The organism is uncultured Demequina sp. (genome assembly GCF_913055775.1).
GTDB lineage: Bacteria > Actinomycetota > Actinomycetes > Actinomycetales > Demequinaceae > Demequina.
The window spans coordinates 1-11925 of sequence record NZ_CAJXJX010000015.1 but is presented as its reverse complement, the minus strand read 5'-3'; the positions used below and the strand labels follow the sequence as shown (position 1 = coordinate 11925).

The 11925-nt window shown below is 70.0% G+C and carries 11 protein-coding genes; 7 read left to right on the top strand and 4 right to left on the bottom strand.

The window, feature by feature from the left end:
- Nucleotides 1–156: 156 nt before the first annotated feature.
- Complete coding sequence (locus QZ483_RS02765; protein ID WP_297081462.1) at nucleotides 157–633, bottom strand: Dps family protein; 477 nt, start codon at nucleotides 631–633, stop codon at nucleotides 157–159.
- Between the two features lie 125 nt (nucleotides 634–758).
- Here QZ483_RS02765 and QZ483_RS02760 point away from each other — a divergent pair, with 125 nt between their 5' ends.
- From QZ483_RS02760 to eis, 3 genes are all read left to right on the top strand, one after another.
- The gene (locus QZ483_RS02760) at nucleotides 759–1262 is read left to right on the top strand and encodes a CoA-binding protein (protein ID WP_297081461.1); all 504 of its coding nucleotides are present in this window, start codon (nucleotides 759–761) and stop codon (nucleotides 1260–1262) included.
- Between the two features lie 75 nt (nucleotides 1263–1337).
- On the top strand, nucleotides 1338–2603 hold the full coding sequence (locus QZ483_RS02755) for a GNAT family N-acetyltransferase (protein ID WP_297081460.1): 1266 nt from the start codon (nucleotides 1338–1340) through the stop codon (nucleotides 2601–2603).
- Nucleotides 2604–2691: 88 nt separating this feature from the next.
- A complete protein-coding gene (gene eis / locus QZ483_RS02750) occupies nucleotides 2692–3963 on the top strand; it encodes an enhanced intracellular survival protein Eis (protein ID WP_297081459.1) in 1272 nt (423 codons plus the stop codon).
- Nucleotides 3964–4080: 117 nt separating this feature from the next.
- Here the strand turns inward: eis and QZ483_RS02745 are convergent, their stop codons facing one another.
- The gene (locus QZ483_RS02745) at nucleotides 4081–4530 is read right to left on the bottom strand and encodes a ribose-5-phosphate isomerase (RefSeq protein WP_297081458.1); all 450 of its coding nucleotides are present in this window, start codon (nucleotides 4528–4530) and stop codon (nucleotides 4081–4083) included.
- Nucleotides 4531–4622: 92 nt separating this feature from the next.
- Here QZ483_RS02745 and QZ483_RS02740 point away from each other — a divergent pair, with 92 nt between their 5' ends.
- A complete protein-coding gene (locus tag QZ483_RS02740) occupies nucleotides 4623–6560 on the top strand; it encodes a M13 family metallopeptidase (protein ID WP_297081457.1) in 1938 nt (645 codons plus the stop codon).
- A 296-nt stretch (nucleotides 6561–6856) separates the two neighbouring features.
- Here QZ483_RS02740 and QZ483_RS02735 read toward each other — a convergent pair whose 3' ends face one another.
- Nucleotides 6857–8758: an ABC transporter ATP-binding protein gene (locus QZ483_RS02735; RefSeq protein ID WP_297081456.1), complete on the bottom strand. Its 1902-nt coding sequence runs from the start codon at nucleotides 8756–8758 to the stop codon at nucleotides 6857–6859.
- A gap of 91 nt (nucleotides 8759–8849) precedes the next feature.
- Here QZ483_RS02735 and QZ483_RS02730 point away from each other — a divergent pair, with 91 nt between their 5' ends.
- From QZ483_RS02730 to QZ483_RS02720, 3 genes are read left to right on the top strand one after another with little or no spacing between them, the layout of a single operon-like run.
- On the top strand, nucleotides 8850–9701 hold the full coding sequence (locus QZ483_RS02730; RefSeq protein WP_297081455.1) for a CDP-alcohol phosphatidyltransferase family protein: 852 nt from the start codon (nucleotides 8850–8852) through the stop codon (nucleotides 9699–9701).
- A 43-nt stretch (nucleotides 9702–9744) separates the two neighbouring features.
- Nucleotides 9745–10413 carry a pentapeptide repeat-containing protein gene (locus QZ483_RS02725; RefSeq protein ID WP_297081454.1) on the top strand — a complete coding sequence of 223 codons (669 nt, stop codon included), beginning with the start codon at nucleotides 9745–9747 and terminating at the stop codon, nucleotides 10411–10413.
- Between the two features lie 28 nt (nucleotides 10414–10441).
- On the top strand, nucleotides 10442–10909 hold the full coding sequence (locus QZ483_RS02720; RefSeq protein ID WP_297081453.1) for a tRNA (cytidine(34)-2'-O)-methyltransferase: 468 nt from the start codon (nucleotides 10442–10444) through the stop codon (nucleotides 10907–10909).
- Between the two features lie 15 nt (nucleotides 10910–10924).
- On the opposite strand, the gene QZ483_RS02715 is transcribed toward QZ483_RS02720, so the two are convergent.
- Nucleotides 10925–11925 (bottom strand): MFS transporter (locus QZ483_RS02715; RefSeq protein WP_297081452.1); only part of this gene is annotated, 1001 nt, incomplete at its 5' end.

Genomic DNA, 11925 nt, shown 5'->3' with positions numbered 1-11925 from the left:
TACCGGGGGGTGGCAGGACTCAGTCCCAGGGGGGGTGGGACATCGGCGCGATACCAGCAAGCTGGGACCGCGCACGGACAGGACCGAGTGTACATTCTCATGGCTGCGATCAACGCCAATCGGACATTCGGACCGTGGGCGTGTCGCGCCGTGGCGTCAGGACGCGAATGACCTCAGCATCCACGCGGACTCCTCGTGGAATTCCATGCGCTGGTTGTACAGGTCGGCCGTTGCGCCGTCGCCGGCACCGTCGGCGGCCTCCGCGAGCGGGCGGATCGCGGCAGCCACGGCCTCGTGGTCCCGCTGGAGGTTGCGAACCATCTGGATCGCATCTCCAGTGGGCTCGTGGTCGGTGAGCGACGAGAGCTCGATCATCTCTGCCATCGAGCCCGGCGCGGTGTCGCCGAGGGCGCGCATGCGCTCCGCGAGGTCGTCAGTCGCAGCGAAGAGCGCGGTGTACTGCTCCTCGAACATCAGGTGCAGCGAGCGGAAGTGCGGCCCGGTCACGTTCCAGTGGTAGCCGTGGGTCTTGAGGTAGAGCGTGAACGTGTCCGCGAGCACGCGCGCCAAGCCGGCGTTGATCTCCTTGAGGTCGCCGTCGGCGATGCCGATCTGCGGTGAGGTGTCAGTCATGATGTCTCCATTCGTCTGGGGTGCATCGTTCCGTCGAGTCCAACGGGAACGGCGCCGACGGCATTCCCCTGGTGCTCTCACTATCGATTTCTGGAATGTTGAGCGCGCGGGTACGTTCCACCAGTATGAGCGACATCACGAGCGACGGCCCGATGGGCGCGGCCTGCCCTGCCCCCTCGCCCACGCACCTCCCGGGCGACGACGAGCTGGTCGACCTCCTCGCGAGCGCCAGGACGGTCGCGGTGGTCGGAGCCTCGCCCAGCGATCACCGCACCAGTTACGCGATCGCGACATGGCTGATGTCGCGGACCCCGTACGAGATCTACCTGGTGAACCCCCGTGCCGCTGATCAGGAGATCCGCGGCCACGGGTTCTACGACTCGGTCGCGGACCTGCCCGTGGTCCCGGACATCGTCGACGTGTTCCGCCGCTCCGAGCACGTGCCTCCGGTCGCGGACGACGCGATCGCGGCCGGAGCATCCACGCTGTGGCTGCAGTTGGGAGTCGTCCACGAGGAGTCGGCGGCACGCGCCCGCGAGGCCGGGCTCACCGTGGTGCAGAACCACTGCCTCAAGGTCGAGTACGCGCGCCTGCGCACCCGCATCGAGGAGGCGTCTGGGGCGCACTAGCGTCGCGGTCTCGCGGCTCGTGCCGATGCGCGGGCTCCCCTGGCGCGCCGAGCAGGCCCCTGCAACAATTGTCGGGTGACCATTCCTGACGGCTACCAGGCCGTATCGATCGACGCGTCGCGGGCGGTCGAGGCACTCGACGTCGCCGCGTTCGCGTTCGCCTTCTCGGTGCTCCAGCGTGATGCCGAGGAGTTCAGCACCATCCTGCCGCGCGGCCGTGCCCGCGCGCTCGAGATCGTCGACCCGTCGCGCGGCGCCGTCGGCGCGCTCGCGGCGGTCCATGCGTCCTTCGCGTACCCCACGCGCGTGCCGGGCGGCGGCGCCGTCGCGGCCGCCGGCCTCACCTGGGTAGGCGTGCACCCCGGCCACCGGCGTCGCGGCCTCCTGCGTGCGATGATCGACGATCACTTCGCGCGCTCGCTGGCACGCGGCGAGGCGATCTCGACCCTGTGGGCATCCGAGCCGGCGATCTACCAGCGGTTCGGCTACGGCCTTGCCGCCCCCCACCTGGGGCTCGAGCTCTCGCGGGGCGTCGATCTGCGCGCGGTCGACGGCGCGGACTCGCTCACCGTCGAGGTCGACTCCGCGGATCGCGAGCGCCACACTCCCCTCATCCTGAGCATCCAGGCTCAGATGGAGCGCCCCGGGACCATCCTCGACTTCGCCGAGGACATGGCGCGCGACCTGTTCCTCGACCTCGACACCAAGCGCATCACGGCGGGGGCCGAGGAACGGCGCATCGTCGTGATCCGGGACGGCGACAACCCCGTCGCCTACGCGCTGCTGCGCCGCAAGGGAGACTGGACGCCCTCGGGTCCGTCGGGGACCGTGGAGGTGGGCGCGTGGGCCGCTCTCACTCTCGCGGCCGAGCACCGACTGTTCTCGGTCCTCGCCGACTTCGATCTCATGGGCACCACGCGCGTCGACAAGGTTGCGCTCGATGCCCCGATCGTGCACCTGCTCAAGGACATCCGCGGCGCGAAGGCCACCCTGGGCGACAATCTCTGGCTGCGGGTGCTGAGCGTGCCCGCCGCGCTCGAGGCACGCGGCTACGCGGCTCCCTGCGACGTCGCGATCGCCATCACGGACACCCAGCTGCCGGACAACAACGCGACGTGGCGCCTGCGGGCGGCAGACGGCGCGGTCTCGGTCGAGCGCACCGAGGCAGACGCCGATGTTTCGATGGGCATCCAGGAGCTCGGCACCGTGTACCTCGGCGGCCCCACGGTGCTCGACCTGCTCCGCGCCGGCCGCGTCACCGAGCATCGTGCCGGTGCTGTGCGGGAGCTGTCCACCGCGATGGCGTCCGATCTGCAGCCGGTCGCCAACCTCAACTACTGAGCGTCGGCGCGACCGCATCGGCCCCCGCCCGGCTGCGGCAATCCCCGCCAGGTTTGGCGTGCCTGACGAAACCTGAAACCCTGGACGCATGAAGAAGGCAGAGGGTTACCAGTCCATCTCCGTCCCCGAAGAGCGGCTCGACGAGCTGTTCCAGGTGGTCCAGTGGGCCTTCGTGGGCGAGTGGCTCATCGAGGACCGCCAGGACTACGTCGACGCGATCCCCACCGAGCGCGCGCGTGGCCTCGAGGTGACGGACGAGCGTCGCGGTGAGATCGGCGAGATCGCCGCCGTGCACGCGAGCTTCGGCACGGAGATGATCACGCCCGGCGGCCGTCGCGTTCCCACGGCGGGCCTGTCCTGGCTGGGCGTGCACCCCTCTCACCGCCGCCGCGGCCTCATGACCGCGATGATGCACGACCACTTCGAACGCTGCATCGAGCGCGGGGAGGCCGTCAGCGCGCTGTACGCGATGGAGGCGGAGATCTACGCGCGATTCGGCTATGGCATGGCCTCGCAGACCGTCAAGGCGTCCATCCCCCGCGGATCGCGGATGTGGAAGGTCGACGGGGCGGACGAGCTCACGGTGCGACTCGAGCGCGCCGACTTCGACGCCCACGACCAGCTGGTCGCGGACCTCCAGGCCAAGCTCACGCGCCCCGCGACGATCCTCAACCCGGTGGGCAGCGGTCGCAACGCGCGCTTCACGGACCCGGTGGGCAACCGCAAGGGCTACGAGAAGTGGCGCATCGCGATCGTGGAGGACCGCGGCGAGCCCGTCGCGTACGCGTTCTTCCGGCGCAAGGCGGACTCCGAGGTGGGCATCCACGACGGCGTGTGCCAGGTGCGCGAGCACGGATCACTGACGCCGGCGGCCTCCCAGAAGCTGTGGCAGACGCTGCTGGACTTCGACCTCGTGGGCACCACCCACACCGAGAACCTCGCGACCGACGACCCGCTGCTGCATCAGCTCAAGGACGCTCGCGGCGCCCGCTCCAAGGTGATCGACAACCTGTGGGTGCGCCTGCTGGACGTCAAGCAGGCCCTCGAGTCGCGCGAGTACTTCCACGACTGCGACGTGACGTTCGCGCTCACCGACAAGCACGTCCCGGCCAATGCCGGCGTGTGGCGGGTCGTGGTGTCCGGGCCCGACGCCGTCGTGACCAAGCTGGGCGATGACCCGACGGCGCCTGCGGACCTGTCGATGGATGCGCGCCACCTGTCGACCATCTACCTGGGCGGGACGTCGGTCGAGTCGCTGGCGGCCGCCGGTCAGATCCGCGAGCACACGGTGGGGCAGGCGCGCGAATTGGCCGTGGCGATGATGTCGCCGGTCGCGCCGCTCGCGAACTGGGACTTCTAGCCGGTCTGCGCGCCCTGGAAGGCAGTGACTGCCGGTTTCGTGCTCGATTCCGGCACTCCATGCCTTCCACGAGACGCGGCACCCGCTGAGGGCCGATGCGCGGGCTGGGTCAGCGCTTCAGCGTCGCTGCTCGTAGCGCGACATCTCGTCGATGCGGCGCTGGTGGCGCTCGTCGCCACTGAAGGGCTCGCTGATGAACGCGTCCGCGATTGCGGTCGCCTCCTCGAGCGTGTGCATGCGACCGCCCAGCGACCCCACCTGGGCGTCGTTGTGCTGGCGCGCGAGCTTCGCGGTCTCGACGGACCAGATCAGCGCGGCGCGGATGCCCTTCACCCGGTTCGCGGCGAGCTGCTCGCCGTTGCCCGAGCCTCCGATGACGATGCCCAGCGTGTCGGGCTGGACTCGCACGGCCTCGGCCGCGGCGATGCAGAACGACGGATAGTCGTCCTGCGCGTCGTACTCCTGGTTGCCGTGGTCGACCACGTCGTGACCAGCGGCGGCGAAGTGGGACTTCAGGTGCTCCTTGAGCTCGAAGCCCGCGTGATCGGCGGCGATGTGGATGCGCATGTCTCCATCCTGCCAGGGACGGGCGCCCGTGGCGTCCTCGCCCTGAGCGAAACCGGCGAGACGGGTCCCCGCGGTCCCCCTAGGGTGATTTCATGGCTCTTCACTCCGGCATCGACCAGTCCGAGTTCTCCCCCAGCGTCCGCCCCGGCGACGACTTCTTCCGCTACGTGAGCGGTCCGTGGGAGGACGAGCACGTCATCCCCGACGACCGCGCGGCGGACGGCAGCTTCTACACCCTGAGGGATGAGGCGGAGAAGCACACCCGTCGCATCATCGAGGCGGCAGACGAGCACGACATCATCGGGGCGCTGTACGCGAGCTTCATGGACGTCGAGCAGCTCGCCCGGCTGGGCACGGAGCCGCTCGACGCGGACCTGCAGCTGGTGGAGGACGCGGCGGACGCGGAGGCCCTCGCGGCGGCCAGCGGCGTGCTGCAGCGCGCGGGCGTGGGCGGCCCCATCGGCTACTACGTGTTCGCGGACAAGAACGCCCCGGACAGCAACGTGGTCTACCTGTCCCAGAGCGGCCTGGGCCTTCCGGACGAGGCCTACTACCGCGAGGACGTGCACGCCGAGACGCGCGAGAAGTACGTCGCCCACATCGACCGCATGGCGGAGCTGACCGGCATCGAGTTCACGGGCGCGTCGATCATGGCGCTCGAGACCGCCCTCGCCGGCCACCACTGGGACGTCGTGAAGACCCGCGAGGCCGAGCTCACCCACAACCCGACCACGCTCACGGCGCTCACCGAGAGCGCCTCCGGCTACCCCTGGCGCGCGTGGGCCCAGGCAATCGAGATGCCCGAGGCCGCTCACCACCTGCTGATCGCCTCCGAGCCCAGCTTCTTCGAGGGTCTCGCGGCGCTGTGGCAGGAGACCGCTGTCGAAGAGTGGAAGGCCTACCTGCGGTGGCGCATCGTCAGCTCGCGCGCGCCGTACCTCACGGAGGAGATTTCGAAGGCGAACTTCGACTTCTACGGCACCGTGCTGTCCGGCGCCACCGAGCAGCGCAAGCGCTGGAAGCGCGGCGTGGGCTTCGTCGAGGCCGTCGCGGGCGAGCTCGTGGGCCAGGAGTACGTCAAGGAGCACTTCCCGCCGGACTACAAGGAGAAGATGGACGCGCTTGTCGCGAACCTCATCGAGGCCTACCGCCAGTCCATCTCCGGTCTCGCGTGGATGACGCCTGCGACGCAGCAGCGCGCGCTGGACAAGCTCGCGCAGTTCACGCCCAAGATCGGCTACCCCGAGAAGTGGCGCGACTACACGGGCCTCGCCGTGACCAGCGAGGATCTGCTCGCCAACGTGCGCTCCGCATCGGCCTTCGAGGAGGACTGGGAGTGGTCCAAGATCGGCAAGCCCGTGGACCGCACCGAGTGGCTGATGACGCCGCAGACCGTCAACGCGTACTACCTGCCCATGGCGAACGAGATCGTCTTTCCGGCAGCGATCCTGCAGCCGCCGTTCTTCCACCCCGACGCAGACGATGCCGTGAACTACGGCGGCATCGGCTCGGTGATCGGCCACGAGATCGGCCACGGCTTCGACGACCAGGGCTCGAAGTACAACGGCACCGGCGCCCTCGAGGACTGGTGGACCGAGGAGGACCGCGCGGCCTTCACCGAGCGCACCCAGGCGCTCATCGAGCAGTACGACGGCTACTCCCCCAAGCAGCTCGACGGCTCGCACCACGTCAACGGCGCGCTCACCATCGGCGAGAACATCGGCGACCTCGCGGGCGTCGAGATCGCGCTCAAGGCCTACGAGATCGCGCTGGGCCACCCCATCGCCGAGGCACCCGAGGTGGACGGCCTCACGGCGACGCAGCGCTTCTTCATCGGCTACGCGCTCACCGAGCGCATGAAGACCCGCTCGGAGGCGCTCATCACCCGCCTGTCGACCGACCCGCACTCACCGTCCGAGTTCCGCGTCAACGGCATCGTGCGCAACATGAACGCCTGGTACGACGCGTTCGAGGTGACCGAGGAGGACGAGCTCTGGCTCGCCCCCGAGCAGCGCGTGGGCATCTGGTAGGCCCCGTCCACAGAACAGGGCCGATGCGCGGAGGGCTTGCGCTCCCGGGTTACGCTGGCATCAGGCGCCGTGGTGGCGCTGTCGCCGAGACCCCGGGAGGCACGTATGGCTGAGAAGCAGAACATCGACCTGATCGACAAGGACGCTCAGGCGCCTGCGACCGAGAGCACCGGAGGGTGCTGCGGCGGCAGCTGCGGCTGCGGCAACTAGTCGACCTCGCACTTCGAGACGGAAGCGGGATCGGACCTTCGGGTCCGGTCCCGCTTTCGCGTTCCGTACAGCCGGCGCCACCGTGGCTAGGCGAGCTGGCGCTGGGCGAGCTCCGCGAACAGCCCCCCGGCTGCCGCGAGCGCTGCGGCGGTCCCGGACTCGACGATGCGTCCGCCGTCGACCACGTGGATGACGTCAGCATCCGCGACCGTCGACAGCCGGTGCGCGACCACCAGCGTGGTGCGCCCTTCCGCAGCACGGTCGAGAGCAGCCTGCACCACGCGCTCGCTCACCGTGTCGAGCGCGCTGGTGGCCTCGTCGAGCAGCAGCACGGGCGGGTCCTTGAGGAGCACGCGCGCGATCGCGATGCGCTGCTTCTCCCCTCCTGAGAGCCGGTAGCCGCGCTCGCCCACGATCGTGTCGTAGCCGTGCTCGAAGCGCTCGATCTGGTCGTGGATGTTCGCCGCCCGGCAGGCCTCGACGAGCTCCTCGTCCGTGGCGTCGGGCCTGGCGTAGCGGAGGTTCTCGGCGATGCTCGCGTGGAAGAGGTAGGTCTCCTGGGTCACGACTCCCACACGGTCGACCACCGATTCGTGAGTGAGATCGCGCACGTCCGCTCCGGCGAACAGCACGGCGCCGTCCGAAGCCTCGTGGAGGCGCGCGGCGAGATAGACCAGGGTGGTCTTGCCCGCCCCCGACGGCCCCACGAACGCGACGGTCTGCCCGGGCTGCGCCACGAAGGAGACGCCGTCGAGCGTGGGCCGAGCACCCGCATCGGCCCCGGGGTAGCGGAAGGTGACGTCGCGAAACTCGACCCGCCCCATGGGTCCGGGGGCTGCGGATGCGTCCCGCGCATCGGCCGCATCCTGGATCGCCGGCTCCAAGTCGAGATACTCGAAGATGCGCGCGAACAGCGCGCGCGACGTCTGCACCTCGAGAGCGACGCGCATGAGGGCCATCAGCGGGAACAGCAGCCGGCCCTGGATCGCGGTGAACGCGACGATCGTGCCGGCCGTGATGGTCGGGTCCAGGCCCTGACCGCTCGCGCGGGCGATGAGCACGCCCGCCACGAGGTAGATCATGGCCGGCACGGAGCTCATGATGACCGTGACGAGCCCGAAGAACCACTGTCCGGACATCGACAGGCGCACCTGCAGGCCCACTTGGTTCGCGTTCTCGTCCGCGTAGCGCTGCGACTCCAGGCGCTGCCGGTTGTAGACCTTCGACAGCAGGATCCCGCTCACCGACAGCGTCTCCTGGGTGATCGCCGTCATCTCCGACAGCGACTCCTGCGTGCGCGACGCGAGCCGGGCCCGGATCTGCCCCACCCGGCGTTGGACCATCACCAGCAGGGGCATCATCACGACGGCCACAATCGTCAGACGCCAGTCGAGCACGATCATCGCCACCAGCGACGCGATCACCGTCACCGAGTTGCCGACGATCGACGACACGAACGTGGTGAGGACGCCGGACACTCCCCCGACGTCATTCTGGAGCCGCGACTGGATCACCCCGGTCTTGGTGCGCGTGAAGAACGCGAGGTCCATCGCCTGCAGGCGGTCGAACAGCTGCATCCGCAGGTCGCCGGTGACACGGTTGCCGACCGACGACGTCACATAGGTCTGCCACACGCCGAGCGCTGCCGTCGCCAGGAAGATGATCACGACGAGGGCGACCAGCTCGGCGAGAAGCGCGAGGTTCGGGCCTTCCGCGCCCGGCGGGAACAGCGCGTCGTCGAAGATGCGCTCGATGACGAGCGGCGGGATCACTCCGGCCGTGGCGGTCACGATGACGAGCGCTGCGGTGAGCCCCAGGCGCGCCCGATAGGGGCGGAAGAGCTCGAGGACCCGGCGCCACAGGTGCGGGATGTCGGGAGCCTCCGCATTGCGAGCGCGCTGTGCCGCCTCGTCACGGCCCGAGACGCCGCGCCCGTGACCGCCGCCCAGCGCGGCGCGGCGGGAACCGGGAGGGGCGGGAAGACTCATGGCGCCAGGGTAGTCCGGGCGCGACTGCGCCAGCTCGTGCCGACCGGCGGGGAGCGACCGGCGTCGAGCGCCCCTTGATATCCTGAGCGGCATGCCTAGCCCCGCTCCCCTGCACGACAGCGGGCACTCCGCAGACGACGACGTTCCCGCTCCGCGCCTGGGCAGGCTCGACGTCACGGTCGAGGAGATCCGTGCGCTCGGTCAGCCTCACGCGATCCGCAGCCGCGCGACCGCCGAGCACTGGAGCGCGGACCTCTATTGGCGCAAGGTCTCGCCGTTCCTCACCCGCCGGTTCCTGTCGTGGGGCCTGACGGCGGACGCGGTCACGATCGGCGTCATCCTGACGGGCTGGTTCGCCGCGCTGTCGCTGCTGATCCCCTCGATCGCCGGCCCGCTGCTCGCCGCGGTGTTCGCGCAGCTGCAGATGCTGGTCGACGCGTCCGACGGCGAGGTGGCCCGGGTCCGCGGGACCTCGGGGCCGCGCGGTGTGTTCCTCGACAAGGTCGCGCACTACACGACCGAGGGTGGCATCCCGATCGCCCTCGGCGCGGCCCTCGCGATCTCGATGGACGACGCGCTGCCGCTCGCCCTGGGCGCGCTGCTGGGCTGCATGGTGCTGTTGAACAAGGCGCTCAACGACTCCGTCCACGTGGCTCGCAGCAAGACCGGGCTGGACAGCGTCCCGGACTCGGCCGAGGCCCGCACCATCAACCGCTCGGGACTCGCGCTCGCGCGCAAGGCGTTCAATCTCGTGCCCCTGCACCGCGTGTATCACTCGGTCGAGATGACGCAGCTGATCCTGGTCGCCGCGATCGTCGAACTGATCGTGGGCGCGCCCGTCGTGTGGTGGCTGCTCGTCGGGCTCGTCGTCGTCACGCCCATCGTGCTCGCGGGCCACTTCGTCGCGATTCTCGCCTCGCCCAAGCTGCGCCCGATCCGCTGACGCACCCTCGACCTCGCGCGCTCCCGGCACGTACCGTGGCGTGATGACGGCCAAGCCAGCTGAGCCGCGGGTCGCGCCCGTGACGCTCCGGGGACTGATCGAAGCGGATGACCTGGACCTCGACGAGGGCCCGCCCTTCGACAGCCTCGACCTCACGGGCATGGACCTCAGCCGCCTGGACCTCGCGGGCCGCAGCCTCCCCGGCTCGTTCATCGAGTGCGACCTGACGGGAACGACCCTGGACGGGGCACGACTCGACGAGGTCGAGTTCTCCGGCTGCCTGCTCGACGGACTCGGCGCCTCGCTGCTCGAGGCGCCCGCGTCCCGGTGGCGACGGGGCACCATCAGCCGCTCGCGCATCGGCGCGGCGACCTTGCACGGCAGCCGGTGGGAGCAGATGAGCGTCGACGGCTGCCGCTGGGGCTTCGTCAACCTCCGCGGTGCGCGACTCGAGGACGTGCTGTTCTCGAACTGCGTGTTCGAGGATCTCGACCTCGCCGACGCGGAACTTGTCCGGGTGGCGTTCGAGGGCTGCTCGGCCTCCTCGGTCACCGTCCGTGGCGCGACCATGAGCGATGTCGACCTGCGCGGTCTGGAAATCGACGACGTCGACGATGCCGGCGGGCTGCGCGGCGCGACGATCTCACCTTTGCAGCTCGCCGTGCTGGGGCCGGCGCTCGCACGGCGTCTGGGCATCCAGGTCGACGACTGAAGCACCCGGAGCCTGACAGGATGGGCGCATGTCCGCTGCGCCGCATGTCGTGTTCTTCGAGCCTCGCATCCCTCAGAACACCGGCGCGGCCATTCGACTCTCGGCCGTCTCCGGTTCCCCGCTGCACCTCATCGAGCCGCTCGGCTTCGACCTGTCGGAGCCGCGACTGCGCCGCGCGGGCCTGGACTACCACGACCTCGCATCCGTGACGGTACACCCGTCCCTCGATGCGCTGCTCGAGACGATGCCGGACTCCCGGGTCTTCGCGTACACCGCGGGGGGATCGACGACCTACTCGGACATCGCGTACCGCAGCGACGACCTGCTGCTGTTCGGGCCGGAGCCCACGGGGCTTCCCGAGGAGGTCCTCGCTCACCGACGCGTCACCGACACCGTCGTGATCCCGATGCTGCCGGGACGCCGGTCGCTCAATCTCTCCAACGCCGCCGCCCTCGTGACCTACGAGGCGTGGAGGCAGATGGGCTTCACCGCGTAGCCCTCCGCCCGCGCGCTACGGCACCGGGTGGCGGTCGTCGTACTGGCGGAACGTCTCGCCGGTGCGCGAACGCCGGATGCGCGTGACGACCGCGATCAGGGCGATGATCACCAGCCCGCCCAGCAGCGGCGGGAACCACAGCGCGACCGCGGTCGCGAGGACGCCGGCGTACATGTCGCCCAGCCGAGGCCCTCCCGTGACGACCACCACGAACACGCCCTGAAGGCGGCCGCGCATCTTGTCCGGCGCCGCCTTGATGGTCATGGTCTGCCGGAAGATCGCGCTGACCTCGTCCGAGGCCCCCATGCCCGCGAGCGTGAGCGAGCACAGAATCAGCGCAGGCCAGGCGATCCCGCCCCAGCCGGCCTGCGCGTCGTGACCGGTCGCGGCCGTCACCGCCACGACGATGCCGAACACCACCACGAATGCGCCGAAGACCGAGATCGCCCGCGCGATCGCGACCCCGTGCAGGTGGACACGGGCCACGAAGCCGGAGAACAGGCTGACGAGGACCGTCCCGATGGCGCCGGCGGCCGTCAGCGCTCCGACCGTCAGCGCTCCTCCGCCGATCACGGTCGCGCCCAGCGCAGGGAAGATCACGTAGGGCCGGCCGAAGGTCATGGCGACGATGTCGACGATGAAGCTCATGCGGATATTGGGCGCGCGGCGCAGGAAGCCGAAGCCCTCGCGCAGGACGGGCCAGCCCGCGGCGACCCGCTCGCCGAGGCGCGGCAGTCGAGGCAGCATCCACACGCCCAGGAACCCGGCGGTGAACAGCACGGCGTCGATCGCGAAGGTCCAGGCGAGGCCGATGCTCGCGGCGAGCACGCCGGCGAGCGCGGGGCCCACCGTGAGCTGGGTGCCGAAGCCGATGCCGTTGAGGGCGGTGGCGCGAGAGATGAGCTCAGGCGGGAGGATGCGGCCGACCACGGCCATGCGGGTCGCTCCAGCGATGGTGGCGGCGACGGCGTTCACCGTCGTCACCACGTAGAACGGCCATACCGGCACGTGCTCGC

What these genes read in the sequence shown, in the direction of transcription:
- QZ483_RS02740 (WP_297081457.1), top strand. Translation starts at nt 4,623, where the DNA reads ATGGCTCTTCACTCCGGCATCGACCAGTCCGAGTTCTCCCCCAGCGTC.
- QZ483_RS02745 (WP_297081458.1), bottom strand. Translation starts at nt 4,530, where the DNA reads ATGCGCATCCACATCGCCGCCGATCACGCGGGCTTCGAGCTCAAGGAG.
- QZ483_RS02725 (WP_297081454.1), top strand. Translation starts at nt 9,745, where the DNA reads ATGACGGCCAAGCCAGCTGAGCCGCGGGTCGCGCCCGTGACGCTCCGG.
- QZ483_RS02760 (WP_297081461.1), top strand. Translation starts at nt 759, where the DNA reads ATGAGCGACATCACGAGCGACGGCCCGATGGGCGCGGCCTGCCCTGCC.
- QZ483_RS02735 (WP_297081456.1), bottom strand. Translation starts at nt 8,758, where the DNA reads ATGAGTCTTCCCGCCCCTCCCGGTTCCCGCCGCGCCGCGCTGGGCGGC.
- QZ483_RS02720 (WP_297081453.1), top strand. Translation starts at nt 10,442, where the DNA reads ATGTCCGCTGCGCCGCATGTCGTGTTCTTCGAGCCTCGCATCCCTCAG.
- eis (WP_297081459.1), top strand. Translation starts at nt 2,692, where the DNA reads ATGAAGAAGGCAGAGGGTTACCAGTCCATCTCCGTCCCCGAAGAGCGG.
- QZ483_RS02765 (WP_297081462.1), bottom strand. Translation starts at nt 633, where the DNA reads ATGACTGACACCTCACCGCAGATCGGCATCGCCGACGGCGACCTCAAG.
- QZ483_RS02730 (WP_297081455.1), top strand. Translation starts at nt 8,850, where the DNA reads ATGCCTAGCCCCGCTCCCCTGCACGACAGCGGGCACTCCGCAGACGAC.